The sequence below is a fragment of the Streptomyces polygonati genome, from assembly GCF_042650325.1.
In the GTDB taxonomy this organism is placed as follows: Bacteria; Actinomycetota; Actinomycetes; order Streptomycetales; family Streptomycetaceae; genus Actinacidiphila; species Actinacidiphila polygonati.
The window spans coordinates 171,101-188,293 of sequence record NZ_JBHSBB010000014.1; the positions used below are offsets into that span (position 1 = coordinate 171,101).

A 17,193-nucleotide genomic window follows, 5' to 3' on the forward strand; every position below is an offset into this window, starting at 1 on the left:
ATGGACGACAATCGCGAGCCGCAGCGCCCCGGGCGTCCGAGTCGGCGGTGGGGGGTGCCGCAGTGGGTGGCGCTGCCGCTGGGGGTGGGGATCGGGCTGGTCGGCGGGCTCGGGTACGGCCTGGCGGCCACACCGCAGTACGCGGCCACCAGCTATGTCATGGTCGTACCGCAGCATGCCGGGGACTCCGCGACCGCCCTCGGTTTCGCGCAGGCCTACGGCCGGATCGTCACCGGTTCCGCCGTACTGGCCGGAGCGCGGACGGCGGCCGGGACCGGCGAGGCCGAACTGCGGAAACACGTGCGGGCCGCCACCTCACCGGACGCCCCGATGATCTCCGTCACCGGCACCGCCGACCACGGCCCGGCCGCCGCCGCGATCGCCAACGCGGTGGCCACCTCGCTGACCGGCACCGCCGACCGCAACGCCGCCGCCACCGGTGTGCGCCTGCTGGTCTTCTCCCCGGCGGTCGCCCCCTCCGCTCCCTCCTCGCCCTCCGTAGCGCTCGCCGCCGCGGTCGGCGCGAGCGCGGGCGGCCTGCTCGGCGCCCTCGTCCTGCTGGTCCGCCCGCGCGACGAGCGCGACCGCCCGGCGCCCGCCGTCCCCGCTCCCGCCCACGACGACCGGCGCGAGCAGCACAACGAGCAGGCCCGGGCGGCGGTGTGACGGCCCCGCCGGCCACCGCCCCGAGACCCGGCCCGGCCGGCGAACCCCCGGCCGTCGGTGACGCGGCCCTGCTGACCAGCGTCTGCCGCGACCCCGGCACGTTCGCCGCCCTCGGCCCCGTCTGGACCCGGCTGCACCACCGCTGCCCGGCGGCCACGCCCTTCCAGACGCACGCCTGGCTGTACTCCTGGTGGCGTTCCTACGGCGTCCCCGGCCGCCTGCGGCTGGTCCTGGTCTGGCGCGGCCCCGAGTTGGCCGGGGCGGCGCCGCTCACGCTGGCCCACCGGCCGTATCCGGTGCTGCTGCCGCTCGGCGGGACGATCACCGACTACACCGATGTCCTGGTCGACGCCCTGGCGGACGCCGGCGGCGAGGTGACCGCCGCGCTCGCGGCCGGGGTGCGCCGGGCGGCCCGCGGCGCGGTGGTCGATCTGCGCGAGGTACGGGCGGGGGCCGCCGCCGAAGCGCTGTACGACCGCTGGCGCGGCCCCAAGCGGCGCTTGCCGGACTCGATGTGCCTGGAGTTGCCCGGACTGCCGATGGACGGCCTGATCGCCCGGGTCGGCAGCTCGCGCGGGCAGCGCATCCGCTCCTCGCTGCGGAAGCTGGAGGCGGCCGGGGTGGTGGAACGCGACGTACCGGCCGCCGAGGCGCCGGCCGCGGTGGCGAACATGCTGCGGCTGCACCTTCTCCAGTGGCGCGACCGGGGAGTGAACCCGGAGCACGAACGCCCGCGCTTCGCCGAGCACCTGACCCGGGCGACGCAGCTGATGGTGGCCTCGGGCGACGCGGTGATCACCGAGTTCGGCCTGGACGGCGAGGTCGTCGCCGCCAATCTGACCGTGCTCGGACCGGGCCTGGCCGGCGGCTATCTGTACGGCGCCGAGCCGGGTCTGCGCCGGACCAAACTGGATCTCACCACGCTGCTGATGCGGCACGGCGTACGGCAGGCAGCCGGCGGCGGGCGCACCGCGCTGAGTCTGCTGCGCGGCGCGGAGCCGTACAAGTCCCACTGGCGCCCCGACCCGCGCGCCAATCAGCGGCTGCTGCTGGCGGGCGGCCCGGCGGCGCCGCTGCTGCTGCTCCGCTACGGCCTGGCGCGGGGCCGGACGGCGGCGGGTGCCTCCCCGCGGCTGCGCGACTGGCGGGACCGCTTGCGCTCCGTGCGGAGCTGGCGCGACCGCCTCCCGGCCGCCCGCCCGCGCCGGGGACCGGTCTCCCCCTGACCCGGCCCGCGCCGCCCGGCGGGCCGGGTCAGGGGGACTTCTCCTTCTTCTTCGGCTGGAGGCGGAGGCAGACCTGACCGCTGTCGTAGCTCTGCCGCAGCGCCTCGCTCAGCGGCATCGGCACACAGGTCTCGGCCGGGGAGCCGACCGCCCCGGACTGCTGCGGCTCGGTCGTCGGCACCGGCGGCACCGGTACGGCCGTGGGCAGGTCCGTCGGCGCCGGGGTGGCGGTGCCGGGCGCGGTGGGCGCGGTGGGCCCGGCCGGCTGAGCCGGCACCGGGTCCGCGACCGCCGTCCGGGCGAACATCAGCGCCCGGTACACCGCCGAGGACTTGGGGTTGTCCGCGCACTGCCACACGCCGTGCGGGCAGTAGTCGGTGATCGTCTCGTAGAGCGGCTGGTGCTCGGCCATCCAGGCGACCATCAGGCTCATCCAGTCGGGGTCGTCACCCCGCCGGAACAGCCCCCACTCCGGGTAGGAGATCGGCTTGTGGTGCTCGGCCGCGAAGGTCACCTGCGCCTGGAGGCCGAACGGCTCGATCACCTGGTCGTAGAAGGACTCACCGGACGGCTGGTCGTAGGAGTCCATGCCGATGATGTCCACCGTCTTGTCCCCGGGGTAGCACGCGGTCCAGCCGATCGCGTCCTGCCCGCGGTTGGGCGCGAAGTCGAACCGGAAGTGCTGGCCGGGGACGGCGCGCATGGCGGTGACGATACGGTTCCAGTACGTCTTCCAGCCGGCCGGATCGGGCGCGCAGCGGTGGGTGTAGGTGGTGCCGTTCATCTCCCAGCCGAGGACGAGGACCGTGTCGGGCACCCCGAGCCGGACCAGCCGCCGGGCCAGCGCGGTGAAGTGCGCGTCGTACGCGCCGCTCGCCCCGGCCCTGATCCGGTCGCGCACCTCGCGGTCGGACACATGCGCCTCGTTGTCCTCCTGCATCGGCACATTGAGCACGAACAGCCGGTCGCGGCCGGCCCGCTTCCAGTCCGCCCACGGCTGGAGCAGCGGACCGTCGCCCTCGATGGCGTCCCAGTGGTCGCCCGGCAGATAGGTGTGGCCGACGCGCAGCTCGGTGCCGCCGAGCCAGGTCTCCAGCGCGGCGAGGCTGTGGATGCCGTCCGGGCCGGAGTCGGTGAAGGCGCCCATCAGGGGCGGTACGGACAGGCGGGCACCGTCCGGCACGGCCGTCGGCGCCGACGGGTCCGGGGACGTACCGGGCAGGCCGGCGGAAGGCGCGGGGGACGCGGAGGCTCCCGCGGTCGGGGCGCCGGACCGGGCCGGCATCCCCGCCGGAAGCACTTCCTCGCCCAGCGCGGACGTCGTCAGACCCGCGAGCACCAGCGCGCCCACCGCCGCCGCGAAGCCCGTCCTCGTCAACCAGTGGCGTCGGTCCCCCATGTCACTCCTCACTCGCGAGCGGTGGCGCGCCTGCGCGCCTTCTGACGGCCAGTCATAACGTACGCCGAATTGACACGCGCATTGATGGGACCGTATGCGTGTCGTCCGATAAGGATTCCGGCTGATTATGTGCCCAGCCAGCTTGCCGCAGCTTTCCGACCACCCGCCAAAGGGCGGTGCAGACGTCCGCGATATCACTCGGGCGGATGAATTTACCACCGGTCGTACCGGCATTCCGCTGTCTCCCGCCGCTGCGGCGGCATGATGTGCCGCGTTGCGCGGTAAACGCTGATCGGTCAACACAAGCGGGTGAAAGGAGCCGGGCCATGGTGACGCGCAGAAGAGTGCTCAGGACCGGCCTGATCTCCGCGGCCGCCGTGTCGGGGACCGCCGCGGCGCTGCGGCCGATGCTCGCGGCCGGCGGCCACGGCACGGTGACCGGCGCATCCGTCCTGCCGGACCCGTCCCGGCAGGACGACGAGGGCGGCGGTGCCCCGCTGTTCGACGAGGTGTACCGCGACCGCCGTATCCAGGGCTTCGCCTCCGACGCGGAGATCGGCCTCGACCTCTTCATCGACGGCCGGCCGCTGCGGCTGATGCGGCGGGTGGACGGCAGCTGGATCAGCGTCGCCAACCACTTCCAGCCGTTCCTGACCCCGATCGCCACCGCCCGGGGAGCCGTCGACGCCATCGGGCGGGCCGAGCTGTCCCTGGACGACGCGATGGCGGACGACTCCGCCATGAACTCAGGCCACCACCACTGACGACGCCGAGGGGTCCGCACCCGTGTACATCCGCAGGAATCAGCGAAATCTGACCAGCGTCCAGCGTGCGCGATTCGTCCAGGCCGTCATCGAGGTCAAGCGGAATGGCGGCTACGACAAATATGTGAAGCTGCACAGCAAGTATTTCGCGGCGGACGGTGAGAGCGGTCTGCGGGTCGCGCACATGGCGCCGACCTTCTTCCCCTGGCACCGGCAGTTCCTCATCACCTTCGAACAGGAACTGCGGACGATCGACCCCACCGTCACCATTCCGTACTGGGACTGGACCCGCGACAACTCGAAGTCGGCGGCGCTGTGGGCCGCCGACTTCATGGGCGGCGACGGGCGCGACAGCGACGGCCAGGTGATGACCGGCCCGTTCGCGTACGGCAACGGCGACTGGCCGATCACCTACGGCGTCACCAAGGAGAAATACCTCACCCGGAACATGGGCCGGCCCGACCGGCCGATCAAGCTGCCCACCAAGGAGGAACTGCAGGGGGCGCTGTCCATGGCGCAGTACGACACCGCGCCGTGGAACTCCGCGCCGAAGACTCAGGGGTTCCGCAACAAGATCGAGGGCTGGACGGTCAGCGACTCCGCGGGCGGCTATCTGCACAACCGGGTGCACCAATGGGTGGGCGGGCACATGACCGGTGCCTCATCCCCCAATGACCCGGTCTTCTGGCTGCATCACGCCTTCATCGACCTGATCTGGACGCGCTGGCAGCGGATGCACCCGAAGTCCTCCTACCTCCCGGACCGGCCGCTGGGCGCGAAGGACCCCGAGCACGGACGGGTGATCAGCGCCGAAGAGCCGATGCCACCGTGGAGCCTGCACCCGTCGGCGGTCTTCGACCACCGGCCGTTCTATCTCTACGAGGAGAACTAGGGCAACCGGTGCGAAGCAGGGAAACCGGCCCTGCGGGCGAGACGGCCCCCGCACCCCGGCGGGGCGGGAGGCCGCTCGCTGACGCGGACTACCAGGCGGCCGGGGCGCCGAGGTGGGCGGAGATGTTCTCGCAGGTGTTGCCGAACGCCGGGTTCAGCAGGCCGATCACGTCGATGGTGTTCCCGCAGAGGTTCACCGGGATGTGCACGGGCACCTGGATGAGATTGCCGGACAGCACACCCGGAGAACCGACAGCGGCACCCGCGGCACCGGCATCCGCCGAGGCGATTCCAGCACCGGTGGCAAGAACGGCACCCGCGGCAGCGGTGACAGCCGCAGCCTTCGCGATACGCGACATCAAGATCTCCTTGAGACGAAAAACCAGCCGCACTACCTGCGGCTTTTGACGCTCTGCGCAACGGACCGGGATCAGCAATAGTCACGCAAGTTGAGCTGAATCAGTGACAGCGCGTCAGAATCAGCCGAGGGGGTGACGGGCGCCGACCGCCCTGCACCACCGCGCCGTTGGGAAACGCGGCTGCGGCAAGAACCCCACGAACGGGGGAATCCGGTGCGCCGCGGTCCTCCGCTGAGGTGATATCCGCGGCTGCCGGGCCCGGTCGCCCGTTAGGGTCCGGCGCATGAGCCAGACCAATACCGCTGCCGCGTCCGCCAAGTCCTCCCTCCAGAGCCGCCTGGGCACCCTCGCGGTGATCCCATGGGCCGGTGAATACAGTGAGGACGGCGCCGACATGCCGTTTCTGATGGCCTATTCGCTCGGCGACGGCGTGGACGGGCCGGTCGCCGGGGAGGAAGCGGTGCTGGCCGCCGCCGAGGAGATCGGGCTGCCGGTCGGCGGCGCGATCCTCGATGTGTCCCGCGCCTCGAAGGCCGCCGTGACCGTCCTCGTCGAAGGCGGCAAGGCGGTGCTGACCATGCCGTATCTGCACGCGGCCTGCCCGGTGCCGGACCAGTGGACCGCGGCGGCCCGCGCGCGCAAGGCGGTGTACGTCATCCTCGCCAGCCGCCCCTGGCCGGAGGCGGCCCCCGGCACCGTGGTCGGCGAGCAGACGCTGCGGGACTTCGCCGGTGACCCGGAAGTGCTGGGCAGCGCGGCCCACTTCCTCGTCCCGGTCAGCAGCCTGCGGGGCTGAGCACGGCATACGGAAAGGGGCGCTCCCGCCGGGGGCGCCCCTTTCGGCGTACGGGCACGGACGCCGGTCGGCGACCGGTCGGTGATCAGCCGGCGACCGGTCGGTGATCAGCCGTTGACCAGCTGATTGCCCGCGCTCACCGCGTCCGCGCCGGCCTGTACGGCGTCCTTGACGGCGCTGACCTTCTTGGCGACACCGGTCTGGTTCATCACCCCGGCAGTGGCCGTGCCGGCCTGCTGGCCGGCGGTCTGGGCGGTCAGCGCGGTGCTGGCCAGGGTGGAGCCGAGGTCGGCGGCCTGTGCGGCGGACCCGGCGGCGGCCACCAGGAAGGAGCCGGCCGCGGCGGTGGTGAGGATACGGCGAATATTCATGCTCGATACAACGTCACCGACCCCGCCGAGGGCACGCTCCCGGCCCTCATCCGTCACCCTTCGCCGGCCGCGTTCACCCGCTCAGGGAGGTCGGGGCGGATGTCAGGGCAGGGCTCGGGGCGGGTGAGGGCGCGCGGACGCGTCACTCACCGGCCGGAGCGGGAGGCGCGGGCGGAGCGGGCGGGTCGGCCGGGCCCTCCGGCTCCGCGGCGGCCTCGGGGGCACTCTTCGGGGCGGCCTCCGGAGCGGTCTCCGGAGCGGCGGGAACCTCCGGGTCGGCCGCACCGACCGGGTCCACCGGTGCCGCCGGTCCCGCCGGGACGACCGGCTCCTCGGCGACGACCGGCTCCGCCGGAGCCCGGTGGGCCAGCGCCCACGACAGCGCGTAGTCGGCGACGTCCTCCCAGCCCTGGTGGAAGGCGGTGCCGTGGTCGCGGCCCAGATACGCCTTGTACTCGGTCAGCGCCTTCGACTTGCCGAACCGGGTGAAGTTCTCGTGCACGACCGCTGCCGGGACGACATGGTCCTCGGTGCCGGAGATCAGCAACAGCGGCGCGCGGTCGGCGTTGTCGTACTCGACCTCGGTGGAGGAGCGGCCCTTCGGCGTGAAGTTCGCCAGCGCGGCCTCGAACAGGGGGCGGCCGGGGCCGGGGACGGCGAAGCGGGCCCGCTCCTGCGCGGCCTGCTCGGCGGAGACGGTGTTGGCGAAGGAGTAGTGGAACTGGCTGTCGTTGAGTGCGACGGCCCGCTTGCGGTTCGCCGGGTTGCTCAGCACCGGGAAGGAGGACCGCAGCGTGGCCAGCGGCAGCCGCAGCACACCGCGCGGCGGGGCGGGGTGCAGCGCGACGCCGACGGTGCACAGGCCGCGGTCGAGCAGCAGCTGCGTGATCAGCCCGCCGAAGGAGTGCCCGATGACGACCGGGGACTCGGGCAGCGACCGGATGAAGGCGTCGTAGTGGTCGACCAGTTCGGTGACGCCGATGTCGGCCGGGGCCCGGTCGTGGTCCAGCGGCTGGTCCAGCTCGGAGACACCCGGCCAGGCCGGGGCGTGCACGGTGTGCCCCTCGGCGGTGAAGCGGTCGATCCACGGCTGCCAGCTGTGCGGGGACATCCACAGGCCGTGGATGAGGACGATGGTCGCCGGCGGCACCGTCGGTTGCCCGGTCGGCTGTTCAGTCGGTTGCTCAGTCGGTTGCTCTGACATGTGGTTCTCCTTGTTGGCGCGGTCCGACCGCTAGCAGACAGACCGTTCTGTCCCAAGAATGCGGGCCGAAAACCTGGGTGTCAATCAGGGAGACAGAACGTCCTGTTACGTTTGAGTTATGAGCGGAGAGACAGCCGTCGACCCGACGGCGCAGCACCACGAGAACCGTAGGCCGCAGCCGCGCGAGCGGCTACTGGAAACGGCCTCGGTTCTCTTCTACGCCGAGGGCATCCGCTCGATCGGCGTGGACCGGCTGATCGCCGAGGCCCACGTCACCAAGGCCACCTTCTACCGCCATTTCCCCACCAAGGACGACCTGGTCGTCGCCTATCTGCGCGGCCGCGACGAGGCCGTCCGCGGCCGGCTGGCCACCGCCGCCACCTCCGTCGCCGACGACCCCCGCAAGACCCTCGGCCTGCTGCTGGACGGCCTGGCCGAGGAGGTCTGCGGCCCGGGCTTCCGCGGTTGCCCGTTCATCAACGCCGCCGCCGAGTATCCGGACGCCGCCCACCCGGTACGGGCGCTGATCGACGGACACCGCGCGTGGTTCCGCGCCGCCCTGCTGGAACTGGCCGCGGGCTGCGGCCACTCCGACCCGGAGGCCGCCGCCGGGGCCCTTTTCCTGCTGCGCGACGGCGCGATGGTCGGCGGCTATCTGGACGGAGCCGGCGCCCGCCGGTCCCTCGCGCAGGCGGCGGGCGCGGTCGTCGGCGGGGTGCTGTAGCGCCCGGGAAGCACGTACTCGCCCTTGTTGCGCGGCCGTGACAACGCCCGCACCGGCTGGCGACGTTGGCTTGGCACCCTCGTCCCAACACGGTCGGCGCGAACGCCGACGTCACCGTTCCAGGGGGATATGTCATGCCCGAGCGAAGCCGCCGCTTCCGTAACCGCCGCAGTACGGCCATCGCGATCGCGCTGACCGCGGGTCTCACCGCGGGCGCCTGCCTGCTGCTGTCCGCCTGCGACCCCAACACCCCGGCGGCCGACGGCTCCGCCGGCCCCTCGGCCGTCGACAGCGGTACGGCGAAGCCCGGTTCGGCGCCGGCCACCGGCTCCGGCGGCCCGGGCAAGGGCGACAGCTCGAAGACCGGCGGCTCGAAGACCGGCGGCTCGAAGACCGGCGGCTCCACGACAGCCGCCGACGCCCGCCCCGCCGCCTCCTCGGCCCCGGTGCTCAACGGCACCTCCGCCAACGGCCTGACCATCAGCGACGGCACCCGCTTCGTGGTGATGAACGGCACCCGCGTCGACTTCGGCACCCCCGTCCGCGACCTGGCCTGGTCCCCCGACGGCAAGAAGGCCGCCTTCATCGACGGCGACGGCGACCTCGTGACGGCCGGCCCCGACGGCGGCGGCCGGGTCGTCGTCGCCGAGAACCCGGGCGATCAGAACTGGTCGCACCCGGCCTGGCAGGTGCGGCCCTACGACGCCGAGTACCAGATGCCCGCGCTCAGCAATCTCCTCTTCGCCGTCCGCACCGCGGCGGGTGTCTCCAAGCTGTACGGCATCCCCTCCGGCTCCGTGCACGGCACCCCGCGGGTGCTCCGCCTGAACGCCGAGGGCGGTCCGGGCATCGGGCCGCTGCCGCAGACCGGCAACGTATGGCCGAGCGGCGGCGGGAAGTACGGCGACGCGGTGTACGCCAACACGGCCGACGGACAGGTCTACATCCGCGACGACAACGTGCGGCAGCAGGGCAGCGCCATCGCGGCCGGCTCCGAGCCCGCGGCCGACCCGGCCGGGGACGGCATCGTCTTCGTCCGCTCGGTCGGCGGCCACGACCACCTCTTCCTGGAGCGCGACACCCAGAGCGGCCCGGTCGTCAAGGACCTCACCCCCGGCGCCGCCACCGACTACACCGAGCCCGCCTGGTCGCCGAACGGCACGACGATCGCCGCCCGCACCCCGGCCGGCATCGTGACGCTCCCGGCCGACGGCTCGCACGCGCCGGTCAAGGTGTCCGGCTACCAGGGCCTGCCCGCCTACCGCGCGTCCTGAGCCCGCGCCGGGGCCTCAGCGCGGGGGCCTCAGCGCGCGGCCAACTCCGCCCGCAGCTCCTCCAGATGGGCGTCGCCGGTGTCGTGCGGCAGGAACTCCACCACGTCCAGGAAACGGAACAGCACCTGGGTGGCGGTGACCGCGAACTCGTAGTCCGCGTATCCGACCACCGCCCCCGAAGCACCGCGCGCCGCGCCCCGGACCACATGCGCCGTCAGGTCGTCCGGGGCGGCGGCGCCCAGGCCGCGCCGGGCGTTGGGCCGGGCCAGATACGGGCAGACCATCGAGGCGTAGAGCATGCACGCCCGGTGCCCCGGGCCCTCCAGGGTCGGCGCCATATTGCGGTACGGCCGCCCCGCCGCCCGCGCCGCGCCGATCTGCGCGCTCTCCGCCGCGCCCACCACCCGCCACACCGGACCGCGCGGCATCAGCACGTCGCACACCGAACACCGCCGCTCCCGGGCGCAGTCGGCGCTGCGGGCGTAGTCGGTCAGCGCGAACTGCGGCTGCCCCCCCTCCCAGGGGGTGATGGCCGGCACCGGATAACCGCGGGAATCGCGCGGCCGGGCCTCCACGGCGGGCGGCATCGGCACCGCCTCAAACCGCACGATCGCTCCGCCTCCCGTCCCGCCCATGCTGCTTCCGGAGCCACCTCCCGAGACGCTTCCCGTCCCGCTTCCCGAGCCGCTTCACGCCCCGGTCCTCTTCCCGCCCGCCGTCGGGGTGCCCGTCACGCGGCCCGTCCCGCTCCGCCGCGCGCCGCGCTTCCCGCCACTCCGCGACCGCCCGCTCGATGTCGAAGGGCCGCAGATTGAGCGGCGGCCCCTGCGGGGGGCGCCTGATCGCGGCCTCGATCTTCTCGTTGACCCGGGTGAGGATGACGCGCACCTGCCGCTCGGAGCCGGCGGCGGCGACCTCGGCCAGCGCGTCCTCCGCCTCCTTGCGCAGGACCAGCGTCGGCGGCAGCACCGAGAGGCCTTCCCGCTGCATCTTGCCCTTGATCCACCACAGCTCGTCGTACGGCGTGTCCAGCGACGGCAGCGGCCTGCCCCGGCCCGGCAGCTCGGCGAACTCGCCGCGCGCCTCCGCCTCGCGGATCTGCTTGTCCACCCAGGACTCGAAGGGGATACCGGGCGGCTTGCGTTCGGTCATCTCGCACTCCTCGGCTCGGTGGACCGGCGACGCCGTCTTCGAGGCTACAAGCCGCGCCCGCCGACCGGAATCGTGAGTCCGTCCCCGAGGACTACGACCGGGCCCTGGCCGCCAGCAGCGCCACGTCGTCCTCGGCCGCGGCCGGCGCGAGGCGGTGCACGATCCGGGCCAGCAGCGCGTCCAGCGGACCCGTCGCGTGCGCCATGCTCAGGCCGGCCAGCCGGGACAGCGAGGTGTCGATGTCCTCGGTGCGGCGCTCCACCAGGCCGTCGGTGTACAGCAGCAGGATGTCGGCGGGGCGCCAGGGCACGTACACCGTCTCGTACTCGCCGTTCAGGTCCGCCCCCAGCGGCGGTCCCGGGGGCACGTCCAGCAGCCTGATGTGGCCGGACGGCTCGATGACGGCCGGCGGCAGGTGCCCGGCGCTGGCGAACCAGGCGCCGCCGCGCCGCGGGTCGGCCAGGCCCAGCAGGCAGGTCCCGGGCCGGTCGGTGCCGGCCGCGGACAGCACCTCGTCCATCCGCCGCAGCATGTCGCCGGGCCGGTCGGCCATCCCCGAGACCACCCGCAGCATCGAGCGGAAGTGGCTCATCTCGACCGCGGCCTCCACCCCGTGCCCCATCACATCGCCCATGGCCAGCAGGGTCATCCCGCCCGGCAGCGCCAGCACGTCGAACCAGTCGCCGCCCACCAGGTCCGTCTCGCCGGCCGGCAGATAGCGGGTGGCCACGTCGATCCGCGGGTGCGGGTCGCCGGGCGCGGCCAGCAGCGCGCGCTGGAGCTCGACGGCTATGCCGTGCTCGCGGCTGTAGCGGCGGGCGTTGTCCAGGCTGATCGCGGCCCGGTCGGCGAGCGCGCGGGCGACCGCCACATCCTCGTCGTCGAAGCCCGGCGAGCTCCCGGCCCTGATCAGCGTGACCGTGCCGAGCTGATCGCCCCGGGCGGACAGCGGCACGATCAGCCCCGAGTGGATGTGGGCGGCCCGATAGGAGGCGACCTGCTCCGCCTTCGGCGTGGTCTGGCTCAGCTCCTCGTCCGGCAGCAGGTTCAGCACCACCGGCAGTCCCGTCTCCAGGCAGCGCGGCACCGGCGAGCCGAGCCGGTAGTCGACATACTCGCCCGGCTGCATGAAGGCATCCGCGTACGCCCACAGCTCGGGCCGGCCGGCCAGCGCGGTCCGGCGCAGCCGCAGGGTCCCGGGCGGCGGCGACGACTGGCCCTCCCCCAGGCCCGAGGCGAGGACGTCCACGCCGATCGCGTCGGCCATCACCTCGACCAGCAGATCCGCCAGCTCCTGGCAGGTCCGGTCCATCTCCAGGGTCGAGCCGATCCGGACCGCGGCGGCGTCCAGCAGCAGCAGCCGCTCCCGGGTCCGCTCCAGCTCGCGCTGGATCTCGCGGTCGGCGCTGACCTCCAGGACCAGCGCGCCGATGCCCACCACCGTGCCTTCCGCGTCCACCAGCCGGTGGTAGCTGCCCTGCCAGTAGCGCTGCGAGTGCGGCGAGTCGGCCCGGGTCTGCCCGGTGGAGACCACTTCCCTGGGCACCCCGTCGGCCAGCACTTCCCGGAGGACCTCTTCCCGGGCCTCCACACCGGGTACGACCTCGGCGATCGTCCGGCCGATGTGCTCCTCGGCCGGGACACCGTTGATCCTGGCCAGGGCCGGGTTGACATACCGGTAGCGCAGGTCCGGGTCGAGGACGGCGACCCCGGCCTGGGTGCCGTGCAGCAGCGCCTCCCACAGCCAGCCGCCGAACGGCGGACCGCCGGCCGGACCCGGCGGAGGGTCGATGGGCGGCATCGGTCTCCCTCCTCCTCGCGCTGCCGGCTTCCGCTGGCCGTACCTCTTCGGCTGTCCGTAGCTTCCACAGTGGGGGCAGGGCGGCGGATCGGCGATTCAGGAGGGGCGAGGGGGTGCCCCGGCGGCGCCCCGGGCCCGGACCGGCAGCCGCCCTACGGAGGTGGGTGCGGGCGCGGTCACGCGAGTGGTGCGGGCGAGTGGTGCGGGAGGGAAAGCCGGGCACGTTGCGGCACAAGCCGCCCTACTGCTGCGCCCGGACAACCTTGGCCGGTAGGCTTTCCGTGTGATCTTCAAGCGCATCGGAAACGGGCGGCCGTACCCGGACCACGGCCGGGTCAGCACGCGCGAGTGGGCGGACGTCGCCCCGCGTCCCGTGCGGCTCGACCAGTTGGTGACCACCAAAGGGCAGCTCGACCTGGAAACCCTGCTGGCCGAGGATTCCACCTTCTACGGGGATCTCTTCGCCCACGTCGTCAAATGGCAGGGCGACCTCTACCTGGAGGACGGTCTGCACCGCGCGGTTCGTGCCGCGCTCCAGCAGCGGCAGGTGCTGCATGCCCGGGTCCTGGAGATGGACTGACAATCCGCTTACGCTGCGCTCATGAGCATGCTGACCCCCTCCGGGATGGGTGGGAAGTACCGGGTCACCGGTAACGCGTATCCGAGGATGCGCCGGCCCAGACGTCGCGGCCGTATCGTGGCGGCGGTGGTCGCCTCGGTGGTCGTCCTCGGCCTGTTCGGCTGGGGGGCGCTGCAGCTCTTCCATGTCTTCCATGGCGAGAACGGCAGCACTCAGGCGCAGGCCGCGCCACTGAACCGGCCGAGCTGCAAACCGGCTCCCGTACCGACGCACACCGGCAAGCTCGCGCCGATGCCGCAGCCGACCGCGATCACCTTGAACGTCCTCAACGCCACCTCACGTGGCGGCCTGGCCAAGACCACCGCCGACCAACTGGCCGGCCGCGGCTTCAAGGTGGCCAAGTTCGGCAACGCGCCCACCGGCTACGACCAGCGGGTCACCCAGACCGCGCTGCTGGTCGCGGGCCCGGCGGGCGAGGCGGCGGCCCGCGAGGCCGGCACGCAGGTGGCGGGCTCGACGATCAAGATCGACCCGGCCCGTAAGGACAAGACGGTCGATCTGCTGATCGGCGACGGCTTCTCGGCGCTGGCCACCCCGGCTGACGCCGCCAAGGCACGGGTGGTCGCGGCCAATCCGCCGCCGCCGAAGCCGGTGTGCGCACCGGCCGCGGCGACCTCCGACGGCAAGAGCAAGGGCGAGATCAAGGGCGAGGGCAAGGCCACCGACAAGAACACCGGCAAGACCGCGGTCAAGCCGGTCCACTGACCGGCCGTACGGCCGTACGTAAAGCCGCGTAACGCGCTGTCCGACCGTCCCGGCTATCCGACCGTCCCGTACAGCCGGTCGCCCGCGTCCCCGAGGCCCGGAACGATGAAGCCGTGCTCATTGAGCCGCTCGTCCACCGCCGCGGTGACCACGGTGACCGGCTGTCCCGTCAGCTCCCGCTCCATGACCTGCACACCTTCCGGGGCGGCCAGCAGGCACAGCGCGGTCACGTCGTCGGCGCCGCGCTCGATCAGCAGCTTGATCGCCGTCACCAGGGTGCCGCCGGTGGCCAGCATCGGATCCACCACGTACACCTGCCGCCCGGACAGGTCGTCCGGCATGCGGGTGGCATACGTCTTCGCCTCCAGGGTCTGCTCGTCGCGCACCATGCCCAGGAAGCCGACCTCGGCGGTCGGCAGCAGCCGCACCATGCCGTCGAGCATGCCGAGCCCGGCCCGCAGGATCGGCACCACCAGCGGGCGCGGATAGGACAGCCGCACCCCGGCGGTCGGCGCGACCGGCGTACGGATGTCGACCCGCTCGGTCCGCACGTCCCGGGTGGCCTCGTAGGCGAGCAGGGTGACCAGCTCGTCGGCCAGCCGGCGGAAGGTCGGGGAGTCGGTGCGCTCGTCGCGCAGGGTGGTGAGCTTGTGCGCGACCAGCGGGTGGTCGACAACGTGGAGACGCATGGGCACGACTGTATCCGGCGCCCGCGCCGGAGCGTCCAGGTGTTCGACCCAGCGCCCTTCTGCGCCCGGCGCCGGATAAACCGCCCGTTGGGGGGAAGTGGACCGGCACGTCCGGGTGCGCCTCCCGGGCGACCCGAACGGCCAGGACGGTGAGGTGTATGCCGGACATGCCCGAAAGCGAAGAGGTTCAGCGCGAGGACGAGCGAAACCTGGAGCGGCGCCGCAGACGGGCCGTCTTCCTGCGCGAACTGAACGAGGCCAAGGCGCTGCGGGAGCGGGTGCAGCCGCGACGCGCCCGGGCGGCCCGCATGCGCCAACAGATGCGGATGCGGACCTTCCGCTGGTGACGGTGGACGATCATTCCGGTGCCACAACGGCCCGTCTCGATCCAGGATTTACCTGGATCTGACGAAGACCTGGCACGTCGCGGTGCGGAAGACCTCTCCTGACGCCCCGGTTTCTGCCACGATGCCGAGTGGGTGGGACCATGAAGAGGCCATCAAGAACGGCCGAGCGGTCCTACCCGGTCCGGACGGCCTGAGACCTGTGGGAGAGTCACGGTGTACTTCGCCGCACTGCTCGCGCGCACCGAGGACGGTTGGCAAGCGAGCGAACCTGATCTCGACGATGTGGAAACCCTCGCCGATCTGAGCGATCTGGCCCGCGCGGCCGGCGACGAGGAGGAAACGGTTCTGGTCTTCATCGAGCAGGAGGACGCCTGGTTCGGCGTCATCCGGATCGACGGTGAAGAGGACCCCAGAATCTATGTGTCCGACGCGGCGGCTGCCGCCCGCAGCTCGTACGGGGAGATCCTGCTCACCGACGAGGTGCTCGGCCGCGACCCGGAGGACCTCGACGATCTGGTCGATCTCGACGGCACCGAGGACGGCGACGATGACGACGCCTCGGTCGCCGACCACTCCGAAGACCACGTACCGGTCGGCCCCCTCGGTGACACCGAGCTGCTGGCCGACCTGGGAATGAACGGCAAGGAGCTGCTGGCGCTCAGCGGCGACGGGGCCCTGACCGGCGAGGCACTCGGTGAGATCGCCGACTCGCTGGGCTGCGGTGACGTACTGGAGGCGGTCCGCTGACCCCAGCCGACACCCCGGACCCCGTACGCGACCGCTGGGTGCCCGCGATGCGGCTCGCCCTCGCGGAGGCCGAGCACGCCCCGCTCACCGGTGACGTCCCGGTGGGCGCGGTCGTGCTGGGCCCCGACGGCTCGGTGCTGGCCCGCGCGCACAACGAGCGCGAGGCCACCGGTGACCCCACCGCCCACGCGGAGGTGCTCGCCATCCGCCGCGCCGCCGACCGGCTCGGCCGGTGGCGACTGACCGGCTGCACGCTCGCGGTGACCCTCGAACCCTGCACGATGTGCGCGGGCGCGATCGTGCTGTCCCGCCTGGACCGCGTCGTCTACGCGGCCCCCGACCCCAAGGCGGGCGCGGCCGGCTCCCTGTGGGACCTGGTCCGCGACCGCCGCCTCAACCACCGCCCCGAGGTGATCTGCGGAGTCCTCCCGGCCCCCGCCTCCACCCTGCTCAGCGGATTCTTCCGGCCAAACGATTTCTGAGCACGCCTCCGGGTGGGCTAGGATTCCTCTCGGTAGCGTGTCCGAGCGGCCTAAGGAGCACGCCTCGAAAGCGTGTGAGGGGGCAACTCCTCCGTGGGTTCAAATCCCACCGCTACCGCTCCGAACAGCAAGGCGCCCGTCTCCTCCAGGTGAGGAGGCGGGCGCCTTTCGCGTGGGGTCCGCGCACGTGGTCCCCACCTGCGAAGGCAGCTCGTCGTATTGAACGATGATGTGGGTGGCGCCCGTCTGCGTACGCCGATCGGTGGATAGACTCCATGGATTGCACACTTGTGACCGGTGCGGACCCGCGGCTGGGGAGGGCAAGGAGCATGGCGCAGGCGAAGAAGATCACCATGTACATATTGGTGATCTTCGTGCTCTACACGATCATCGACCAGCCGGCCCGGGCCGCGGATCTTGTCCAGGTAGGGTTCGAAGGCATATCGAACGCCGCCAAGAGTGTCGGGAAGTTCATGCACGACCTGGCCAACCACTGAGCGGCACGGAAGAGTCGAGGGTTCCATGATCCGGCATCTGGTGCTGTTCAAGCTCAACGAGGGCGTGGCCCGGGACGAACCGCGGGTGGTGGCCGGCGGCAAGGCGTTCGCCGAACTCGGGGCGCTGGTACCGGAGGTCGTCTCCTGGGAGTGCGGCTGGAATGTCTCCGACCGGCCGATCGCCTACGACTTCGCCATCAACTCCTCGGTCGAGGACACGGACGCCCTGCGGCGCTATGTGGAGCACCCGGCGCATCAGGCCGCGGTGGCCCCCTGGACCGAGTTCGCCACCTGGGTGATCGCGGACTACGAGATCTGACGCGGGACCGCGTACAGCGGCCCCACAGCCCTCCTCGGCCCCGCCACGCCACACCCGCACCACACCCACGCCACGCCCACCCCGGTCCCGCTCCCAGCCGCCCCCACCGCCCTCCGCGCACCCCGCCGGAGGGCTTCGTC

General features: G+C 72.5%; 21 protein-coding genes, 1 tRNA gene and 1 pseudogene. 15 read left to right on the forward strand and 8 right to left on the reverse strand.

Annotated features, from left to right (window positions below; all coding sequences use genetic code 11):
• Both ACFO3J_RS21350 and ACFO3J_RS21355 read left to right on the forward strand, forming a co-directional pair.
• The gene (locus tag ACFO3J_RS21350) at window positions 1–666 is read left to right on the forward strand and encodes a lipopolysaccharide biosynthesis protein (protein WP_386431428.1); all 666 of its coding nucleotides are present in this window, start codon (window positions 1–3) and stop codon (window positions 664–666) included.
• Between the two features lie 68 nt (window positions 667–734).
• Entirely contained in the window at window positions 735–1,892 is a 1,158-nt protein-coding gene (locus ACFO3J_RS21355) for a GNAT family N-acetyltransferase (RefSeq protein ID WP_386433006.1), read from the forward strand.
• A 28-nt stretch (window positions 1,893–1,920) separates the two neighbouring features.
• On the opposite strand, the gene ACFO3J_RS21360 is transcribed toward ACFO3J_RS21355, so the two are convergent.
• The gene (locus ACFO3J_RS21360; protein ID WP_386431431.1) at window positions 1,921–3,291 is read right to left on the reverse strand and encodes a glycoside hydrolase family 26 protein; all 1,371 of its coding nucleotides are present in this window, start codon (window positions 3,289–3,291) and stop codon (window positions 1,921–1,923) included.
• 326 nt (window positions 3,292–3,617) lie between these two features.
• Between ACFO3J_RS21360 and ACFO3J_RS21365 the strand changes: the two genes are divergently transcribed.
• Window positions 3,618–4,055: a tyrosinase family oxidase copper chaperone gene (locus tag ACFO3J_RS21365; RefSeq protein WP_386431434.1), complete on the forward strand. Its 438-nt coding sequence runs from the start codon at window positions 3,618–3,620 to the stop codon at window positions 4,053–4,055.
• A 22-nt stretch (window positions 4,056–4,077) separates the two neighbouring features.
• On the forward strand, window positions 4,078–4,947 hold the full coding sequence (locus tag ACFO3J_RS21370) for a tyrosinase family protein (RefSeq protein WP_386431437.1): 870 nt from the start codon (window positions 4,078–4,080) through the stop codon (window positions 4,945–4,947).
• 88 nt (window positions 4,948–5,035) lie between these two features.
• On the opposite strand, the gene ACFO3J_RS21375 is transcribed toward ACFO3J_RS21370, so the two are convergent.
• Window positions 5,036–5,305, reverse strand: coding sequence for a chaplin (locus ACFO3J_RS21375; protein ID WP_386431440.1), 270 nt, complete (start codon window positions 5,303–5,305; stop codon window positions 5,036–5,038).
• Window positions 5,306–5,588: 283 nt separating this feature from the next.
• Between ACFO3J_RS21375 and ACFO3J_RS21380 the strand changes: the two genes are divergently transcribed.
• Window positions 5,589–6,101 carry a DUF5949 family protein gene (locus tag ACFO3J_RS21380; RefSeq protein ID WP_386431443.1) on the forward strand — a complete coding sequence of 171 codons (513 nt, stop codon included), beginning with the start codon at window positions 5,589–5,591 and terminating at the stop codon, window positions 6,099–6,101.
• Window positions 6,102–6,208: 107 nt separating this feature from the next.
• On the opposite strand, the gene ACFO3J_RS21385 is transcribed toward ACFO3J_RS21380, so the two are convergent.
• Together ACFO3J_RS21385 and ACFO3J_RS21390 are read right to left on the reverse strand one after the other, a co-directional pair.
• Entirely contained in the window at window positions 6,209–6,472 is a 264-nt protein-coding gene (locus ACFO3J_RS21385) for a hypothetical protein (protein WP_386431446.1), read from the reverse strand.
• 142 nt (window positions 6,473–6,614) lie between these two features.
• Window positions 6,615–7,676, reverse strand: a complete 1,062-nt coding sequence (locus ACFO3J_RS21390) for an alpha/beta fold hydrolase (protein WP_386431449.1) — start codon at window positions 7,674–7,676, stop codon at window positions 6,615–6,617.
• Window positions 7,677–7,794: 118 nt separating this feature from the next.
• On the opposite strand from ACFO3J_RS21390, the gene ACFO3J_RS21395 reads away from it, so the two are divergent.
• Together ACFO3J_RS21395 and ACFO3J_RS21400 are read left to right on the forward strand one after the other, a co-directional pair.
• The gene (locus tag ACFO3J_RS21395) at window positions 7,795–8,400 is read left to right on the forward strand and encodes a TetR/AcrR family transcriptional regulator (RefSeq protein WP_386431452.1); all 606 of its coding nucleotides are present in this window, start codon (window positions 7,795–7,797) and stop codon (window positions 8,398–8,400) included.
• A 134-nt stretch (window positions 8,401–8,534) separates the two neighbouring features.
• Window positions 8,535–9,674 carry a hypothetical protein gene (locus tag ACFO3J_RS21400; RefSeq protein ID WP_386431454.1) on the forward strand — a complete coding sequence of 380 codons (1,140 nt, stop codon included), beginning with the start codon at window positions 8,535–8,537 and terminating at the stop codon, window positions 9,672–9,674.
• Between the two features lie 29 nt (window positions 9,675–9,703).
• Here the strand turns inward: ACFO3J_RS21400 and ACFO3J_RS21405 are convergent, their stop codons facing one another.
• From ACFO3J_RS21405 to ACFO3J_RS21415, 3 genes and pseudogenes are all read right to left on the reverse strand, one after another.
• A complete protein-coding gene (locus ACFO3J_RS21405; protein ID WP_386431457.1) occupies window positions 9,704–10,282 on the reverse strand; it encodes a hypothetical protein in 579 nt (192 codons plus the stop codon).
• 142 nt (window positions 10,283–10,424) lie between these two features.
• Window positions 10,425–10,826: pseudogene (locus ACFO3J_RS21410) on the reverse strand (DnaJ family domain-containing protein); the annotation flags it as partial.
• A 91-nt stretch (window positions 10,827–10,917) separates the two neighbouring features.
• Window positions 10,918–12,627 (reverse strand): SpoIIE family protein phosphatase, encoded by a 1,710-nt coding sequence (locus tag ACFO3J_RS21415; RefSeq protein ID WP_386431460.1) that lies wholly within the window; start codon window positions 12,625–12,627, stop codon window positions 10,918–10,920.
• A 283-nt stretch (window positions 12,628–12,910) separates the two neighbouring features.
• Between ACFO3J_RS21415 and ACFO3J_RS21420 the strand changes: the two genes are divergently transcribed.
• Window positions 12,911–13,207 carry a type II toxin-antitoxin system VapB family antitoxin gene (locus tag ACFO3J_RS21420; RefSeq protein ID WP_093712089.1) on the forward strand — a complete coding sequence of 99 codons (297 nt, stop codon included), beginning with the start codon at window positions 12,911–12,913 and terminating at the stop codon, window positions 13,205–13,207.
• 21 nt (window positions 13,208–13,228) lie between these two features.
• Complete coding sequence (locus ACFO3J_RS21425) at window positions 13,229–13,972, forward strand: LytR C-terminal domain-containing protein (protein WP_386431463.1); 744 nt, start codon at window positions 13,229–13,231, stop codon at window positions 13,970–13,972.
• Window positions 13,973–14,025: 53 nt separating this feature from the next.
• Here ACFO3J_RS21425 and upp read toward each other — a convergent pair whose 3' ends face one another.
• Window positions 14,026–14,661, reverse strand: a complete 636-nt coding sequence (gene upp, locus ACFO3J_RS21430; RefSeq protein WP_386431465.1) for a uracil phosphoribosyltransferase — start codon at window positions 14,659–14,661, stop codon at window positions 14,026–14,028.
• 149 nt (window positions 14,662–14,810) lie between these two features.
• On the opposite strand from upp, the gene ACFO3J_RS21435 reads away from it, so the two are divergent.
• From ACFO3J_RS21435 to ACFO3J_RS21460, 6 genes are all read left to right on the forward strand, one after another.
• Window positions 14,811–15,008, forward strand: coding sequence for a hypothetical protein (locus ACFO3J_RS21435; protein WP_386431468.1), 198 nt, complete (start codon window positions 14,811–14,813; stop codon window positions 15,006–15,008).
• 213 nt (window positions 15,009–15,221) lie between these two features.
• Window positions 15,222–15,755 (forward strand): tRNA adenosine deaminase-associated protein, encoded by a 534-nt coding sequence (locus ACFO3J_RS21440; protein ID WP_386431471.1) that lies wholly within the window; start codon window positions 15,222–15,224, stop codon window positions 15,753–15,755.
• Window positions 15,752–16,237 (forward strand): nucleoside deaminase, encoded by a 486-nt coding sequence (locus tag ACFO3J_RS21445; protein WP_386433009.1) that lies wholly within the window; start codon window positions 15,752–15,754, stop codon window positions 16,235–16,237. The genes ACFO3J_RS21440 and ACFO3J_RS21445 overlap by 4 nt, the downstream gene beginning before the upstream one ends.
• Before the next feature lie 31 nt (window positions 16,238–16,268).
• Window positions 16,269–16,355 (forward strand) — tRNA-Ser (locus tag ACFO3J_RS21450).
• A gap of 157 nt (window positions 16,356–16,512) precedes the next feature.
• Window positions 16,513–16,734 (forward strand): hypothetical protein, encoded by a 222-nt coding sequence (locus tag ACFO3J_RS21455; protein ID WP_386433093.1) that lies wholly within the window; start codon window positions 16,513–16,515, stop codon window positions 16,732–16,734.
• 25 nt (window positions 16,735–16,759) lie between these two features.
• Window positions 16,760–17,053: a Dabb family protein gene (locus ACFO3J_RS21460; protein ID WP_386431474.1), complete on the forward strand. Its 294-nt coding sequence runs from the start codon at window positions 16,760–16,762 to the stop codon at window positions 17,051–17,053.
• The last annotated feature ends 140 nt before the right edge of the window (window positions 17,054–17,193 follow it).

Excerpts from the sequence above, each read along its gene's own strand:
- ACFO3J_RS21350 (WP_386431428.1), top strand. The coding sequence starts at position 1 with ATGGACGACAATCGCGAGCCGCAGCGCCCCGGGCGTCCGAGTCGGCGG.
- ACFO3J_RS21360 (WP_386431431.1), bottom strand. The coding sequence starts at position 3,291 with ATGGGGGACCGACGCCACTGGTTGACGAGGACGGGCTTCGCGGCGGCG.
- ACFO3J_RS21365 (WP_386431434.1), top strand. The coding sequence starts at position 3,618 with ATGGTGACGCGCAGAAGAGTGCTCAGGACCGGCCTGATCTCCGCGGCC.
- ACFO3J_RS21375 (WP_386431440.1), bottom strand. The coding sequence starts at position 5,305 with ATGTCGCGTATCGCGAAGGCTGCGGCTGTCACCGCTGCCGCGGGTGCC.
- ACFO3J_RS21380 (WP_386431443.1), top strand. The coding sequence starts at position 5,589 with ATGAGCCAGACCAATACCGCTGCCGCGTCCGCCAAGTCCTCCCTCCAG.
- ACFO3J_RS21385 (WP_386431446.1), bottom strand. The coding sequence starts at position 6,472 with ATGAATATTCGCCGTATCCTCACCACCGCCGCGGCCGGCTCCTTCCTG.
- ACFO3J_RS21390 (WP_386431449.1), bottom strand. The coding sequence starts at position 7,676 with ATGTCAGAGCAACCGACTGAGCAACCGACTGAACAGCCGACCGGGCAA.
- ACFO3J_RS21395 (WP_386431452.1), top strand. The coding sequence starts at position 7,795 with ATGAGCGGAGAGACAGCCGTCGACCCGACGGCGCAGCACCACGAGAAC.
- ACFO3J_RS21400 (WP_386431454.1), top strand. The coding sequence starts at position 8,535 with ATGCCCGAGCGAAGCCGCCGCTTCCGTAACCGCCGCAGTACGGCCATC.
- ACFO3J_RS21415 (WP_386431460.1), bottom strand. The coding sequence starts at position 12,627 with ATGCCGCCCATCGACCCTCCGCCGGGTCCGGCCGGCGGTCCGCCGTTC.
- ACFO3J_RS21425 (WP_386431463.1), top strand. The coding sequence starts at position 13,229 with ATGAGCATGCTGACCCCCTCCGGGATGGGTGGGAAGTACCGGGTCACC.
- upp (WP_386431465.1), bottom strand. The coding sequence starts at position 14,661 with ATGCGTCTCCACGTTGTCGACCACCCGCTGGTCGCGCACAAGCTCACC.
- ACFO3J_RS21455 (WP_386433093.1), top strand. The coding sequence starts at position 16,513 with ATGGATTGCACACTTGTGACCGGTGCGGACCCGCGGCTGGGGAGGGCA.
- ACFO3J_RS21460 (WP_386431474.1), top strand. The coding sequence starts at position 16,760 with ATGATCCGGCATCTGGTGCTGTTCAAGCTCAACGAGGGCGTGGCCCGG.